At 60.9% G+C, this 14,939-nt stretch carries 17 protein-coding genes and 1 pseudogene; 5 read left to right on the top strand and 13 right to left on the bottom strand.

Translation table 11 applies throughout. The features are described from left to right. Positions 1 to 579: 579 nt before the first annotated feature. A pseudogene (locus tag IVA96_RS22370) lies at positions 580 to 1,334 on the top strand (aldehyde dehydrogenase family protein); the annotation flags it as partial. 122 nt (positions 1,335 to 1,456) lie between these two features. Here IVA96_RS22370 and IVA96_RS35875 read toward each other — a convergent pair. Further along, positions 1,457 to 1,831 (bottom strand): hypothetical protein, encoded by a 375-nt coding sequence (locus tag IVA96_RS35875; protein ID WP_247419272.1) that lies wholly within the window; start codon positions 1,829 to 1,831, stop codon positions 1,457 to 1,459. On the opposite strand from IVA96_RS35875, the gene IVA96_RS22360 reads away from it, so the two are divergent. Beyond that, positions 1,769 to 1,900 carry an MFS transporter gene (locus tag IVA96_RS22360; RefSeq protein WP_247334029.1) on the top strand — a complete coding sequence of 44 codons (132 nt, stop codon included), beginning with the start codon at positions 1,769 to 1,771 and terminating at the stop codon, positions 1,898 to 1,900. The two genes, IVA96_RS35875 and IVA96_RS22360, sit on opposite strands and share 63 nt — an antisense overlap. A gap of 420 nt (positions 1,901 to 2,320) precedes the next feature. On the opposite strand, the gene ald is transcribed toward IVA96_RS22360, so the two are convergent. Continuing rightward, positions 2,321 to 3,433, bottom strand: coding sequence for an alanine dehydrogenase (gene ald / locus IVA96_RS22355; RefSeq protein WP_247278008.1), 1,113 nt, complete (start codon positions 3,431 to 3,433; stop codon positions 2,321 to 2,323). A 491-nt stretch (positions 3,434 to 3,924) separates the two neighbouring features. Between ald and IVA96_RS22350 the strand changes: the two genes are divergently transcribed. The 3 genes from IVA96_RS22350 (at position 3,925) to IVA96_RS35865 (ending at position 5,144) form a co-directional block, all read left to right on the top strand. Next, a complete protein-coding gene (locus tag IVA96_RS22350; protein WP_346015608.1) occupies positions 3,925 to 4,452 on the top strand; it encodes a LuxR C-terminal-related transcriptional regulator in 528 nt (175 codons plus the stop codon). 175 nt (positions 4,453 to 4,627) lie between these two features. Continuing rightward, positions 4,628 to 4,864 (top strand): acyl-homoserine-lactone synthase, encoded by a 237-nt coding sequence (locus IVA96_RS35870; RefSeq protein ID WP_346015449.1) that lies wholly within the window; start codon positions 4,628 to 4,630, stop codon positions 4,862 to 4,864. Beyond that, a complete protein-coding gene (locus tag IVA96_RS35865; protein WP_346015450.1) occupies positions 4,764 to 5,144 on the top strand; it encodes an acyl-homoserine-lactone synthase in 381 nt (126 codons plus the stop codon). The genes IVA96_RS35870 and IVA96_RS35865 overlap by 101 nt, the downstream gene beginning before the upstream one ends. Positions 5,145 to 5,274: 130 nt before the next feature. Here IVA96_RS35865 and IVA96_RS22340 read toward each other — a convergent pair whose 3' ends face one another. From IVA96_RS22340 to trbB, 11 genes are read right to left on the bottom strand one after another with little or no spacing between them, the layout of a single operon-like run. Further along, positions 5,275 to 5,517, bottom strand: a complete 243-nt coding sequence (locus tag IVA96_RS22340; RefSeq protein ID WP_247278009.1) for a DUF2274 domain-containing protein — start codon at positions 5,515 to 5,517, stop codon at positions 5,275 to 5,277. Between the two features lie 5 nt (positions 5,518 to 5,522). Next, a complete protein-coding gene (locus tag IVA96_RS22335; RefSeq protein WP_247278010.1) occupies positions 5,523 to 6,728 on the bottom strand; it encodes a TrbI/VirB10 family protein in 1,206 nt (401 codons plus the stop codon). Continuing rightward, positions 6,725 to 7,699: a P-type conjugative transfer protein TrbG gene (trbG, locus tag IVA96_RS22330; protein ID WP_247419246.1), complete on the bottom strand. Its 975-nt coding sequence runs from the start codon at positions 7,697 to 7,699 to the stop codon at positions 6,725 to 6,727. The genes IVA96_RS22335 and trbG overlap by 4 nt, the downstream gene beginning before the upstream one ends. Before the next feature lies 1 nt (position 7,700). After that, entirely contained in the window at positions 7,701 to 8,381 is a 681-nt protein-coding gene (gene trbF, locus IVA96_RS22325) for a conjugal transfer protein TrbF (protein ID WP_247278012.1), read from the bottom strand. A gap of 51 nt (positions 8,382 to 8,432) precedes the next feature. After that, entirely contained in the window at positions 8,433 to 9,665 is a 1,233-nt protein-coding gene (gene trbL, locus IVA96_RS22320) for a P-type conjugative transfer protein TrbL (protein ID WP_247278013.1), read from the bottom strand. Between the two features lie 3 nt (positions 9,666 to 9,668). Then, positions 9,669 to 10,040: a putative entry exclusion protein TrbK-alt gene (trbK-alt, locus tag IVA96_RS22315; RefSeq protein ID WP_247278014.1), complete on the bottom strand. Its 372-nt coding sequence runs from the start codon at positions 10,038 to 10,040 to the stop codon at positions 9,669 to 9,671. A 2-nt stretch (positions 10,041 to 10,042) separates the two neighbouring features. Beyond that, positions 10,043 to 10,777 carry a P-type conjugative transfer protein TrbJ gene (gene trbJ / locus IVA96_RS22310; RefSeq protein ID WP_247278015.1) on the bottom strand — a complete coding sequence of 245 codons (735 nt, stop codon included), beginning with the start codon at positions 10,775 to 10,777 and terminating at the stop codon, positions 10,043 to 10,045. Continuing rightward, on the bottom strand, positions 10,777 to 13,209 hold the full coding sequence (gene trbE / locus IVA96_RS22305; protein WP_247278016.1) for a conjugal transfer protein TrbE: 2,433 nt from the start codon (positions 13,207 to 13,209) through the stop codon (positions 10,777 to 10,779). Before trbE ends, trbJ begins: the two co-directional genes overlap by 1 nt. An 8-nt stretch (positions 13,210 to 13,217) precedes the next feature. Next, positions 13,218 to 13,481 (bottom strand): VirB3 family type IV secretion system protein, encoded by a 264-nt coding sequence (locus tag IVA96_RS22300; protein WP_247278017.1) that lies wholly within the window; start codon positions 13,479 to 13,481, stop codon positions 13,218 to 13,220. Further along, positions 13,481 to 13,801 (bottom strand): TrbC/VirB2 family protein, encoded by a 321-nt coding sequence (locus tag IVA96_RS22295; protein WP_247278044.1) that lies wholly within the window; start codon positions 13,799 to 13,801, stop codon positions 13,481 to 13,483. Before IVA96_RS22295 ends, IVA96_RS22300 begins: the two co-directional genes overlap by 1 nt. Before the next feature lie 2 nt (positions 13,802 to 13,803). Next, on the bottom strand, positions 13,804 to 14,724 hold the full coding sequence (gene trbB / locus IVA96_RS22290; protein ID WP_247278018.1) for a P-type conjugative transfer ATPase TrbB: 921 nt from the start codon (positions 14,722 to 14,724) through the stop codon (positions 13,804 to 13,806). Between the last annotated feature and the right edge of the window lie 215 nt (positions 14,725 to 14,939).

Raw genomic sequence — 14,939 nt, 5'->3', positions numbered from 1 at the left:
TGCCCTCAAATGACTTGTCCGGACGCGCCCGATGCTGGTTCGCACTGTCGCGCAGCTATCCTGCTAAATCGCCGAGCTCAACGTTTCTCTGCCGCTCGTTGACGAGCGCTGACTAATTTAGATTGATCCTGAAACCGAGCTATCGAGGGTACGGACGCGTACACCGAGCGAGTGTTCGATGGCCTCAATGAACAGCACGCAAGCGAATATTCTCGCGAGAAACGCTTCACGATAGCAGTTGCTGCGAACTTGACGAAATCTGCGCACAAAAACTGCAAGATATGGCTGCGAACGCCTCCAATCCTCCCAGGTAAATGAGTATCCGATCTCCGCTTGCACGATCTGACGACGTTTCGCGCAAGATTGGAGTTCCCAGTGAGTTCATTTACTTGCCGAGCTCCTATTCAGTGCCCTTCGGGGCGTTTCCTCCCTGACTCGGCCGCGCGGTATCTCGCGCGGCCTTTTTTCACGCTCGACGAAGATCTGATTGCTCGGATTTGAAAACCTCCAGGAGCAACGCGACGACCCCGACCGCCGCCGCACAACCCACCGCAAGGCTCGTCCATCCTGCGCTAGCGTCTGAAGGACCCGTCACTTCTGCCGGAGGCCTGCTACATTGATCGCGCCTGAGTCGGCTCACCTTGCCTTTGGTAAAAACAATCTGGCGATCGGCACCTCCGAGCAGGGCAAGCCGCTCTCCAAGGCCCCAGGCGAAGTCGATATCGGTGGCGCCTATGTCGAGTTCTACACCGAAGAGGCGCGCCGCATCTATGGCGAAACGATTCCCTCGCCGCGCCCGGATGCAAGGCTGCTTGCGATCAAGCCACCGATTGGCGTCTGCGGCACCATCACGCCGTGGAACTTGGCCAATTCGATGATCACCCGCAAAGTATGGTTGGCGCCCGCCGCAGGCTGCACGGTGGTGCTGAAGCCAACCAGCATGACGCCGCTCTCGGCGCTTGCGCCCGCGTCCCTCGCTGAGAAGGCCGGCGTGCCCAAAGGTGTCTTCAACGTCATCACCGGAGATCCGCGACCGATCGGCGAAGTTTTGTGCGAGCACGCGGGCGTGCGCTTTGTCGGCTTCGGCGGCTCGAGCGAAGTCGGCAAGATCCTCTACCGTCGGCCTGAAGAAGCTCGGTCTCGAGCTGGGCGGTAAGGCGCCTTACGTGGTGTTCGACGACCCGATATCGATGCCGCCATCGAAGGCGCCATCGTCTCCAAATACCGCAACATGGGCTAGACCTGCGTCTGCGCCAACCGCCTCTACGCACAGGCAGGCATCTATAAGGATTCGTGCAGAAGCTCTCAAGGTCGCGGCGATAAAGATCCGCGAGGCTGCGGTTCGTGCCTGCACACTGTCCATGAGCGGCGCGATCGCGACGGTTGTGCTCAGTTTCATAATTCGCTCTTGACAGCCGCAGCTCTGGTTTTGGCGGGCGCCGTATGGACGTGGACGCTATTCGACATTGGCGTGCAGCTCTACGCCCCGCGCTGGGTTGCGGGCCAATCCGTTGCGGCTTGGTAGGTTGCGTTCTCTGGGGGCCTCGCAGTTGGCAGTTTGGGCTGAGGGCGCCTCACCGATGCCATCGCTTTCGACATCACGCTGCTCGTCTCTGCCGGACTGATGCTGCTCTTGCCGCTGCTTGGGCGCTGGCTGCGCATGCCGGCCATCACCGAGCGCGGGATGACGCCGACATTCTTGCGATCCTAAGGTGCGGCTCACGCTGACCACCGGAACGGCCCACTGGTAATTGAGCTCGACTATCGCGTGGCCTCGGAAAATGAGCGAGCCTTCCACAACCTCATGCAGGATGTGCAGCTCTACCGGCAACGCAACGGCGCCTATGGTTGGTCAATTGCGCGTGATATCGCCGCCCCCGAGCTGTGGACCGAGTGCTAGACTGGCCGACATGACTCGATATTTGCGCCAACGCAACCGCTGGACCAGTCGGAGCGCGCATTAGGCGAGAATGCCATGGCTTTTCATATCGGGCCTGAGCCCCTGCGTATCCGTCGTATGCTGGAGCGTCCGCTTGGGTCGGTACGTTGGAAAAATAATGTGTTCGACCGCGCCGCGAGTGAGCTCTAGCTGCTGGTTGAGCGCGCGGCGCAGGCACTAGCTGTCGTCCGTTCCATCGCACCCGCATTCAAAGACCTCGGGCACGTTGACGCCCTTGCGCTTGGCTAAGCCTTCGTCGTCAATCAAGTTGGGTAGAGGACTTCCATCTCCGAGCTGTCGCTCATACTCGGCACACAAAAAGGGCCACTCTGATGAGCGGCCCAAGTCTGCGACGAAACGTCCCGTAGGGGACCTCTAGGATCAGGCCGCGGCCTGTTCGATCGGCGAGAAGGGAAGACCAAGGCTCTCGGCGACAGCCTTATAGGTTAGCCGGCCCCGATAGACATTCAGGCCTGCGCGCAGATGCGGATTTTCGAGCACAGCTGCAAATCCTTTACTGGCGAGAGCCAAACCAAAAGGCAGCGTAGCGTTGTTGAGTGCCTGGCTTGAGGTGAGCGGCACAGCTCCCGGCATGTTTGCGACACAATAGTGGATAACGCCATCCACCTCATAGGTTGGATCGGCATGTGTCGTGGCCCGCGATGTCTCGAAACATCCGCCCTGATCGATCGCTACGTCCACGATCACGGAGCCTTTGCGCATCGAACTCAACATACCGCGGCTGACCAGTTTCGGCGCGCTCGCGCCAGGAACGAGGACGGCACCAATGACAACATCCGCCGCAAATACCTCTTCTTCAACGGCGTCAATCGTCGAGAATCTGGTACGTACTCGCCCTTCGAACAGCTCATCCAGTTCGCGAAGCCTGGGAATCGAACGGTCGAGGATCGTGACCTCAGCACCCAAGCCTGCCGCCATCCGTGCAGCGTGAGTGCCGACAACGCCCCCGCCGATCACCACAATGCGAGCGGGTGGCACGCCCGGTACCCCGCCAATCAGCAGTCCCCGTCCGCCCGCGTACCGCTTCAGCGCCGCACCCGCGGCTTCAATCGCAAGTCTTCCCGCAACCTCGCTCATAGGGGCAAGCAGTGGAAGGCCACCGTGCGCGTCGGTCACAGTTTCATAGGCAATTGCGGTGCAGCCAGACTTCATGAGGCCCTTCGCCTGGTCCGGATCCGGAGCCAAATGCAGATAAGTGAAGAGGATCTGGTTTTCTCGAAGCTGCGTCCATTCGGAGGGCTGTGGCTCTTTGACTTTCACGATCATTTCGCTCGACGCGAATACCTCGCGAGCAGAGGTTGCAATCGTCGCGCCAGCCTTGCGGTAGTTATCATCTGTCGCGCCAATCCCGGCGCCGGCGTTGCTCTCGACCAATACGCTGTGGCCAGCTGCAACGTATTCGCGGACGGCCCCAGGCGTCAGGCCGACGCGGTATTCGTGCGTCTTAATTTCCTTGAGAATACCGACCTTCATTTGCAATCTCCTTGGTGAGCAGTTCGTTGTAATCGGAAGAGCGGTACAAACCTGCGAGGCGAGAAGCCAAATAACGCAGTAATCCGGCGATCTGCCCCGCCTGCTTGCAGGATTTCGAACAGACGACCGAAGACCGCCGAGTTGGCAGGGATGCTACCACAGGGTGGCAAGACCTGATGCGGCCCCGGCGCCAAACCGGGCACTCGTGATCAGGATTGATCTACGCCGGACTGGATCGACTTCTTCGTTGTTTGCCTCATTCGCAACGATGCTCGATTCACTAAGACGAGTAGCGCTTGCGAGGGTGACCCGCGGGTTCATCAAAGATGGATCGGGTTTTTCAAAGGTTTGCTGAACGATTGACCGAAAGCACGCATCAAGACGCAGCTCAGCAGAGCATGGCTGAGCTCGCCGCTGCGCTCAAGCTGTCGTGCGTCGCATATCTAGCTCTTCCCGTGAGCCGGGCAGTGCTCCCAACGTGATCTCGACATATCCCCTCCTGGACCGCCATCTATCTGCAGCGTGGCTACGAATCCGTCGATCCGGGGTGCGTCGGGCAATGCGCCAGCCTAAGCCCTTCCGATGGGGGCTTGGATTTGAAGCGCGAAATCGGTCGGAGTCCGAACGCGCTTTGTTCGAAGAAGCCGAAACATTTGGGATTTGCTGCAGGTTTACATTCTATCCACGATGACAAGGGCGCAATCGCCGCGCTGAGCTTTGCAAGTGACGAGCGTCGAACTGGTTTCGAGCGCGCGCTTGTCGAGCACGCCCAGAGCCTGCGATTAATCGCAACGTTTTTACATGAGCATGCAAAACGCTTCTGGACGATTGATCGCATGATCGGCGGCGTGGTGCTGTCTCCTCGCGAGTACCAGTGTCTCGAATGGTCCGCGCGCGGTAAATCGGCTGGGGAGATCGGGATCATTCTCGGCATCGCAGAGCCAACCGCGGGATTTCACCTGGACAACGCCCGTGCAAAGCTGGTGTCAGCTCGCTTCGTCAAGCGATCGTGCGGTTGACCGACACAAAATCTCGAAAATGAAACGCCGGCCTTCCATAAACACCTGTGGAACTGCACAGGATGCGCTTGCCTAGGCCTTCTGCTTAGTTGCCGAAACGAAGCAGGGAGGCAAAAATGATGCAGCTCATCACGCCGGAGTACATGGAAGTCGACAAGTTTGACGTCCTTGAGCGGTGGATCTACTGAACCGCTCGGGAGCCGGACGTATTCAAGGTTGCGTCCGGCTTTTGCCTTCGACCGGTCCAACCATGCTGGGGGACATCTTCCCGATCCTGCTGGACGCCAGCCGGCGCCACGAAGCGATCGGATCTGGGGAGCAGCCGATTCGCGCTCGATGTTCCCGCGGATGCGCCGAAGGCGAGCGGCGGACTTGCTGCTGCCAGTTACGAGCTGTTTGCGGGCATGATTGAATTCGGCCTTTCCATTGAATTGATCGAAATAGTCGCTGTGACCGACGCCCGCATGGAGCGCATTCTTCGCCGGGCCGGATGGCCCCTTGGCAGGGTGGGAAAACTCGGGGAATTCGTCCACGATCTCGCCGAGATGCACCGGCTGCGCTACCGCGTTTTCAAGCAACGCCTGGATTGGACCGTCGAGGTCAGCGGCAACACCTATGTCGGACTCGAGCACGAGGCTTATTCCTGTCTTCATGCTGATCAGCCTTTTGATGATGCCGTGACTGACGAGTAACATCAGGAATTCCTGCAGGGCCGGGTCTCATTGCCGGCGTGCCGATAGGCAGAAAACTCGAATCGGCTCGCACCCGCGCCATTGCGCAGCTCTCGGTAGACAAGGTCCGCCAAATTCGCCTCTCCGAGCGCTATTCCTCGCCTTCGATCGGTCGCTGACGCGCGCGGCGCGCTTTCCGGAAGCTCCTGTCGGCCGCCATGAACCGGGCCAGCATGGGCGCGATAAGCTTGGCCGGATCTCCGATCGGCTGAGCGGTCTCCTGTACAAGGATCTGGGCATATGCCACGAGATCCCTGTGCACGCTCGCGGGCAGTTCATGCGTAATCTTGATCGGCTTGTCGTCTTCGATTGCTCCGAGCTTAAGCTTTGCCATCGTCCTCAACCTCTATACGGTTCGAGCATCAGGTCACGGTTGACGATCACCCGCACCGGAAATCCCGGACGGATCGTCAAAGTCGGCTGTATGTTGAGATTGCGGCGGACAACCTGCTGGCCCGTTTGATTGATCGAATCCCCAGCTCCACGGCGGAGGGCGGCAATGAGATCGTTGTTGGTATTGCCGTTATCCGCCCCGGAATTCACCTCCGTGCCGACGGAAAGCAGCGTCGAAAGAGCGGCCGCCCCCAACAGTTCCTTCCAATGATTGTCGACCTCGTCCTCAAGACCAGAGAAGCCTGCCGCATCTGCACCGGGCTGCCGTTCCAGAACAATCGACCTCCCATTCGGCATGATTAGGCGCGTCCAGACCAGGAGCACGCGCGACTGCCCAAATGCGACCTGGCTATCGTAGCTCCCGATCAGCCTTGCTCCCTGGGGGATAAGGCGAGCTCGCCCGGTAGGAGAATCGTACACCGATTCTGTGACTTGCGCCGTGATCTGGCCAGGCAGGTCGGAGCGGATTCCTGTGATGAGAGCGGCCGGAATGACCGTTCCGGCCTGAACGACAAAAGGCGAAGCCGGCCTCACAAGGCGATCGGAGCTTGTCGTCCGACGATCGACCGTTGCACTGACGAACGCAAGCTTTCGGTCTTGGCCATTCTGAGCAAATGCTTCGTCCGATGATGGCACGCCGCTCGAACGGGCTTCGCTCGATGAAGTGGCGGGGGCTTGTGGCCGGACATTGGTGCTGGCAAATACCTTGCTGGTCCGTGCCGCCTCGCTCTCCTGATTGACACGCTGCTGTTCGGCATCAATACCGAGCGAGCTGGATGTCGAAGATCCCTGTGCAGCGACGATCGGCCGACCGAGATCACCGGGCAAAGGCGGCCCCAGGCGCGGCACGTCCTTCGGGATCTCGGTGTAATCCTTCGGTAAGGTCGCGAGCTGATCGGCGACGTTATGGTGGTCAGTCGCGTAAAGCTCCTCGGGTGCTGAAGTACCTGACCGTTTCTCGTGCAGCGCCCAGAGCACCGCGCCAGTGATCAGCGCGAGCACAAGGGCGCTGCCGCCGATAAGGACTTTCCGCGAGAGGCGCGCAACTTTTGGCCGATCCGGCCGGATCCGCAGGATTTCGGCAATCTCTTCCGGCGGCTTGCCCCGAGGCGCTTCCTTTGGTGTATCGATCGCCTGGTCCGTATCGTTCAAAGCGACCTCCCGTCGGTTCGCACGATCCTGACCTTCTGCTGGTGCTCCTCGCCCAGCCTCAGTTCCGCGGCCGCGAACAGCCGGTCAACAATCAGCACATTTCCGTAAGCGCGGTAGTTGACGATCTCGGTTTTGCCGTCGGGCCCGATCACGAAGAGCGGCGGCATCTCGCCCTGACTGACGCCGGGGGAGAATTCAATGTAGGTTTTTCGGCCGTCATCATAAGCGTTGACGGGACGCCAAGGCGGGCTGTCGCCCTCGATGGCGTAGCGGTAGCGGCGCGCCCGCAGGTCCGGAATAAAGGGTGCCGGCGGTAAAGCTCGAGCTCGCCCGCCAGGATCCGGCGGATAGAACCAGGCGACCGAGGGCATATAGGGCTTTTCGTTGGCGCGAAGCTCGATCAGGTAAGTACGGCGATCAGTATTGACGACGAGGTTGGTCTCGATCGAGGGACGGGTGGGCTTGACCATGATGTGAACGCGGCGGGCGACGCCGCTGCCACTCTCGGTGTCGCCCACCACCCAGCGGACGGTATCGCCTGCGGCGAGCGGTCCTGAGCCGATCAGCTGCTCACCGGGCTCGAGTGCAATGTCCGTAATTTGCCCCGGCGCGGCATAGATCTGGTAGAGCGCGCCCGGACTATAGGAAAACACTTGCACCGCATTGTAGTAGCCGGCTTTGCGAGGCTGCACGCGTGCAGCGTCATTTGCGGTTTCGATGCGCTCGACAGGCTCCTCGGCCTCCGCGCTCTTGCCGCCTCGTGCAGCCTTCCAGGTCGGTGGCACATGTAGCGGTCGCGGGCGATCATCGGCAAGCGCCGGCAAGTCCGGTGCCGGCGGGAGCTCGTTGTCGTAGCTGATTTGCGGCGGCCTGAAGGTCGTGCAGCCGCCGAGCGTCGAGACACAGACCAGAAGAGCCAGAGGCAAGCACGGCCGCGCTTTTCGTGACACAAAAACAAGACCTGACGGCATGTTAGCCGAGCTCCTTTGACCAGTTGATAGCGTTGACGTAGATGCCAAGGGGATTTTTGCGTAGGCGATCCAGATCGCGAGGCATTTCCACGACGATGGTAAGGATGGCAGTCCACCGTTCCGTTGCGGCAAGTTGGCCGTTATCGTAGCGGCGCTCGATCCAGGCGAGGCGAAAGCTCTCAGGCGAGGCTCGGATGACGCTCGAGACCTCGATCGCGATTTGAGACTTTCCGAGCTTGGCGAAGGGGTCGTTGTTGCGGGCATAGTCGTTGAGCGCGGCGGCGCCGCGATCGGTCGTGAAGTCGTAGGCACGCAGCCAGTTCTCGCGGAGGACAATCGCGTCCATCGGCAAGCCGCGGACGTGCTCGATGAAGCGCGCCAGGTGAAACGCTATTTGAGGGTCCGTCGGCTGGTAGGCAGCATTTGCAGGGGCAAGTGCTTTCGCTTCACCCAATTGATCGACCTCAACCACCCAGGGCGTGATCGTGCCATGGGCTGATTGCCAGACCAGAGCTCCAGCAAAGCCCGCGGAGAGGAACAGGCAGCCGAATGCCATGAGCCGCCAGTTCTTGGCCTGGACTCGTGCTGCACCAATGCGGTCATCCCAGACTTGAGCTGCGCGTTGATAGGGCGTGACCGGCTCCGGCGTGCGGCCATAGTGAACGGCCGATCGTTTGAACATTTGTCTGACCTCAAAGCATGGTTGGAAATGGATTTTGGAGAGACAGCGAACTCAGCGATTGTCTTGTGAGAGGTCCACCGATGCGCCGCTCCCGCCGTGATCGCCTGACCGAACCGCGTGCGTGGCCGCTGATGCTCCCTGTTGGATGGTCTGCGCACGCTTCATACGCCGAACCCAGGCTGGCGGACTGTCGGGGGCGGCCGAGGAGCCCCCCTCCTCCTGACCGACATGACCAGTCGCTCGCCCAAGGCCGGCTGCGAGCGAACGCAAGGGACTTGCCGCGCCTGGCGCGCTCGCCTCGACGCCGGAGCTTCCCGCCCGCAACATGTTCGTCGCGCCACTTGCAATCGCGCTTCCACCGCGCAGCGAGCCCGCAATCGCGCCGGCGGCAAGACCTGCAGCGCCGGCGGCAGCGCCAGCTCCTGCCGCGATCACCCCACCGGCAGCGAGGCCCGTGCCGACGGCGGTGCCTGCGCCAAGCTGCGGACCTCCGGAGACGATGCCATTGGCGATACCGGGGCCGAAGATGCCAAGGCCCAAGAGGGCGAGCGCGCCCAGGACAAGTGCCATCGCATTCTCGATGGTCGGCTGGTTGCCGCCAAAGCCGCTCGTGAACTGCGAGAACAAGGTCGACCCGATGCCCACGATGACGGCAAGGACCAGAACCTTGACCCCCGATGAGATGACATTGCCCAGCACCCGTTCAGCCGCAAAAGCGGTCTTGCCGAACAGGCCGAAGGGGATCAGGACGAACCCGGCAAGTGTCGTCAGCTTGAATTCGATGAGGGTCACGAACAGCTGGATCGCCAGGATAAAGAACGCGAGCAGCACCACGATCCAAGCAAACAGCAGGACCACGATTTGCACGAAATTCTCAAAGAAGCTGACATAGCCCATCAGCCCAGAGATGGAGTCCAGGATTGGCCGGCCTGCATCAAGGCCTACCTGCGCAATGCGGCCCGGCCTTAGGAAATCTGCTGACGAAAGGCTTGTCCCTGAGGCTTTCAGACCTAACCCCGCAAAACTTTCGAAGACGATCCGGGCGAGGTTATTCCAATTGCCAATCAGGTAAGCAAAGACGCCGACAAACAAGGTTTTCTTGACCAGCCGGGCGATGATGTCCTCGTCCGTTCCGAATGACCAGAACAGGCCAGCCAGGGTGATGTCGATTGCAGCCAGCGTTGTGGCGACATATCCGACTTCGCCCCCGACGAGACCGAATCCGGAATCGATGTAGCGGGTGAAAGCTTCCAGAAACTGGTCGATGACGCCCGTGCCGCCCATGGCTCACTCGCTTTGGCTCGGAATGGAGGAAAAGCCGGACGGGAGGCGACCTTCGTCTTTACGCGGGACTGGAGAGGGGAATGGCGCCGCGCCGGTCCGGCTATGCGAACCATCAATTGACCTGCTTCCGCCTAAGAATTGATTGCGCTGCTCGGCCCAGATCTTCTGGCATTCAAGCAGAGCGTCTTTCTGCTCGTAGGTGACGGTACGGCATTGCTCGAGCTTTGCTGCGGTCAAATCCGGTTTTGAGGCTAGAGAGACGGAAGACTGGGTCGCGCTCTCGTCGGTGCGCAGGCGAATGGCGCAGGCGGCAACCAACAGGACAGCAAGACCAGCTGCTGCCGCGACAGGTAGTCGTTCAAATCGTATTTTCATGATCAGTGGAACATCTGCACGGTTGTCGGTTGATAGTTTTGGCCCGGATTGAGAAAGCGCCGCAGCTGCTCCCTACCCTGCTCCTGCGCTGCAGCCCGTTGGGCGGATTCGAGCGTCTGTGCGCGACCTTGCGCGGCAACAGTCGCCGTAAGGTCCGCAAGCTGCTGGGCTTGCAGCGCAAGGAGCTGGTTGCCGGCCTGACTTGCCTGGAGCGCACCCGCTGCGCCCTGGCTCGCCGTCACGAGGGCGGACATCTGGATGCGGTTGGCGTCGAGATTGCCGACAACGCTCGCTTGGACCCTCATGGCGTCCTGCAGCCCGGCAACTGAGTTCTGCCAGCGTGTTTGGGCATTTGCGACCAGGAGCCCATCGGACATGCTCGCCGATGCCGGCGCATAGGTGGTGGAAAACGCGCGATCGATCTGCTGGACGTCGTAGGCAATCCGCTGCGCGTGCGAGAGTAGCTGCTGGGTGCGTTGAATCGACTTCTCGAGCTGTTGCAAGGATGAATAAGGCAGGCTCGCCAGGTTCTTCGCCTGATTGATCAGCATCTGCGCTTGGTTCTGGAGCGAAGTGATCTGATTGTTGATCTGCTGCAGCTCACGCGCGGCCGTCAGCACATTCTGAACGTAGTTGTTGGGATCGAACACGATCCACTGCGCCTTCGCTTCGCGGGGCGCTTGGATCATGGTCATGGCGATGATACTTGCTGCCAGAAGCGGGCGGATACAGCTCATCAGAGCGCTCCTTGTTTGGCGAACTGCGGAATGAGATTGCAGGCCCAGCCGAGGTCGCGCGCCTTGAGCCAGCCGGTGACGAACTCGTCCCTTCCGTGCTCGGCAAGCACCCGATCAATCAAAGCCTGGTCGGCTTTGGACGAGGCGGCCGCGAAGGCGAGCGCGATTTCGCCAAGTCCGAGCTCGAACAGGCGGTTGCCGCGGCGCGATTGGCAGTAGTAGTCCCGCTTCGGAGTGGCGCGGGCGAGGATCTCGATCTGCCGGTCGTTCAGCCCAAAGCGACGGTAAATCGCCTTGATCTGCGGCTCGATGGCGCGATCGTTTGGCAAAAGGATGCGGGTCGGGCAGCTCTCGATGATGGCAGGCGCGATTTTGGAGCCATCGATATCGGCAAGCGATTGGGTCGCAAACACGACCGAGGCGTTCTTTTTGCGGAGGGTTTTGAGCCACTCGCGGAGCTTGCCGGCAAAATCGGCGTCATCGAGCGCAAGCCAGCCTTCGTCGATGATGAGCAGTGTCGGACGGCCGTCAAAGCGGTCCTCGATCCGGTGAAACAGATAGGCCAGAACTGCGGGCGCGACAGAGGTCCCGATCAATCCGTCGGTCTCGAACACCTGGACGGAGGCTTCACCCAGCCGTTCATATTCGCCGTCGAGCAACAGGGCGTATGGACCACCGAGGCAGTAGGGCTGCAGCGCGCGCTTGAGAGCGTTGGACTGCAGAAGAACGGAGAACCCAGTCAGAGTCCGCTCCTTAACTGGTGCCGAGGCGAGTGAGGTCAACGCCGACCAGACATGATCCTTGGTCTCAGGGGTGACTTCGATCCGCTCGCGCGTCAGGATCGATGCGATCCAGTCGGATGCCCAGCCTCGCTCGCCGACATCGTCGATGCCTGCAAGCGGCTGGAGCGAGACGAATTCTGAGGATTCCAGGGCGCCGCCGAGATCATGCCAGTCGCCCCCCGTGGCGATGGCCGATGCGCGGATCGAGCCTCCGAAGTCGAACGCAAAGATCTGCGCCTCGCGATAGCGGCGGAACTGCAGCGCCATGAGCGCCAGCAGCACCGACTTACCGGCGCCCGTCGGCCCGATGACCATGGTGTGGCCGACATCTCCGACATGCAGAGAAAACCGGAATGGCGTGGAACCCTCAGTCTTACCGAAGAACAATGGGGGCGCGTTGAGGTGGTGATCCCTCACCTCTCCGGCCCATACGGCAGATAGCGGGATCATATGGGCGAGGTTCAGGGTCGAGACCGGCGGCTGGCGGACGTTTGCGTAAGTTTGTCCCGGCAGGCTGCCGAGCCAGGCTTCGACGGCATTGACCGTCTCGGCCATGCAGGTGAAGTCGCGGCCTTGGACGACCTTTTCGGCGAGGCGGAGCTTTTCGTCGGCTGCGCGAGGATCCCCGTCCCAGACCGTGACCGTTGCCGTAACGAAGACCTGTGCGATCTGATCCGAGCCCAATTCCTGGAGCGCACTGTCGGCGTCCATCGCCTTGTTGTGGGCATCGGTATCCAGAAGCGCGGAGGCCTCGTTCGTCATCACCTCCTTCAGGATCGCCGCGATCGACTTGCGCTTGGCAAACCATTGCCGCCTGATCCTGGTGAGGAGCTTTGTGGCATCTGTCTTGTCGAGCATGATCGCCCGCGTGGACCAGCGATACGGGAATGCCAGCCGGTTCAGGTCGTCGAGAATTCCGGGCGTGGTCGCGGTCGGAAAGCCCACGAGCGTCAGAACGCGCAGATGCGCCTCGCCCAGCATGGGCTCGAGACCTCCTGTCAGGGATTGATCGGCAAGCAACGCATCGAGATACATCGGAATTTCTGGCACGCGCACGCGATGCCGTTTGGTCGAGACCGTCGAATGCAGGTAGGTCAGCGTTTGCTCGTCATCGAGCCAGCCACATTCCGGCATGAAACCCTCGACGAGCTGCAGGACGCGGCCGGTCCGGTCGACAAAGCCGGCAAGCACCTCGCGCGCATCCGCTCCCGCAGCGCGATGGCTGCCCTCGTACAGCAGGCGCTCCGCCACGGCCGCACTCTCTGCCGGAGGCAGATAGAGGAAAGTCAGATAGTAGCTCGACTCATAGTGGCTGCCGGCCTCCTCGAATTGCGCTTTCCGCTCCGCATCCACCAGCGCCGAGGCGACGTCCGGGAATGTATCCGGCGGATAGCGTCCTGCCGAATGCCGTTGCGCCTCGACGAAGACGGCCCACCCCGATCCGAGGCGACGGAGCGCATTGTTGAGGCGGCCTGCGACAGCAACAAGCTCGGCCGGCACTGAGCTGTCGAGATCCGGCCCTCTGAACCGGGCCGTTCGCTGAAAGGATCCATCCTTGTTGAGAATGACGCCCTCATCGACCAGGGCCGCCCAAGGCAGGAAGTCGGCAAGGCGCGTGTTTGAACGGCGATATTCGGCAAGATTCATCATAGGCAACTCTAGGACCTGAGGTGGCTTGGAATACGGACGTGCCGGCGCACGACTTCCACGAAATCGGGATCGCGTTTTGCGGCCCAGATGGCGGCCATGTGGCCGACGAACCAGAGGAGAAGGCCGGCAACCCACAGGCGCAGCCCAAGACCGAGTGCCGCCGCTAACGTGCCGTTGGCGATCGCCACGGCGCGCGGCGCACCGCCCATCAGGATAGGCTCGGTGAGCGCACGATGCACGGGCGCGATAAAACCTGCGACAGGCTCCTCCATTAGATCACCACGCCGCCGCCGAAGGAGAAGAAAGACAGAAAGAAGCTTGATGCCGCAAAGGCGATGGACAGACCGAACACGATCTGAACCAGGCGGCGAAAGCCACCAGACGTGTCGCCAAATGCGAGCGAGAGCCCGGTCACAATGATGATGATGACCGCAATAATCTTGGCGACGGGACCCTCGACCGATTGCAAAATCTGGTTGAGCGGTTGCTCCCACGGCATATTTGAGCCAGCGGCGCACGCCGGGATACTGCTCAGCCAAAGGGTCACAATTGCCGTGGCCGGAATGCTGGCGCGGCGGAGAGATGAAGGCATCGTCATGATCGGTCTCCAATTGCAGAAAGGCTGTAATCACCTGATGCTTCTAAGCCGGTGACGCGGGCGAGCTCGCTCAAGCGGCGTTCGGCGCCGCGGCCGCTGAGCACCGCGATTACGTTGATTGTTTCGGCGATAAGCGGCCGGGGGACTGTGACGACAGCTTCCTGGACTAGCTGCTCGAGTCGGCGTAGCGCCCCGAGCGCCGTTCCGGCATGGATCGTGCCGATTCCGCCCGGATGTCCGGTGCTCCAGGCCTTGAGCAAATCGAGCGCCTCGGCTCCGCGCACCTCACCAATGGGAATTCGATCGGGGCGCAGACGAAGCGACGAACGGACCAGGTCGGAGAGCGAGATCAAGCCATCCTTCGTGCGGAGCGCCACGAGGTTTGGCGCCAAGCACTGAAGCTCGCGCGTATCTTCGATGAGAACGACACGGTCAGTCGTTTTAGCCACCTCGGCGAGAAGGGCATTGGTCAGTGTCGTCTTGCCGGTCGAGGTGCCGCCGGCGACCAGAATGTTCTTGCGCGCGCAAACTGCATCCCTCAATGCACCGGCCTGATCCGGCGTCATAATGCCGACTCCGACGTAATCCTCGAGGCTGAACACGGCGACCGCCGGCTTTCGGATCGCAAATGTTGGCGCGGCCACGACCGGCGGCAGCAGCCCCTCGAATCGCTCCCCCGTCTCGGGCAGCTCGGCAGAAATCCGTGGGCTCCCGGGATGAACCTCGGCACCCACGTAGTGAGCTACCACGCGGATGATTCGCTCTCCGTCAGAAGGGGATATATTCTTGCCAGTATCCGTAAGGCCGCTCGACAGTCGGTCGATCCACAGTCGGCCGTCGGGATTGAGCATCACCTCGACGATTGCCGGATCTTCCAAAAACCATGCGATGGCGGGCCCCAACGCGGTACGCAGCATACGCGCTCCGCGCAAGTTCGCTTCTGAATCAAAAGAATGGATCGCCACGATTTGCCCCAAGCTGCTGAGGCCGCTTCGGCGCCCTCATCTGAAGGCAAATAAAAGACAGGTCGTGTCTTACCGCAACAAAGGGAATATGCCGTTCGAAGTCTAGCGTGGAAAAAGGAACATTTGAAAAGAGCGCCGGCTTGACGCGCCGACCCCTCGACGGCGAG

It is taken from the genome of Bradyrhizobium sp. 159, from assembly GCF_023073795.1.
Lineage (GTDB): Bacteria > Pseudomonadota > Alphaproteobacteria > Rhizobiales > Xanthobacteraceae > Bradyrhizobium.
Note: the sequence above shows the minus strand (reverse complement) of the source record. Positions and strands in the feature narration are given on the sequence as shown.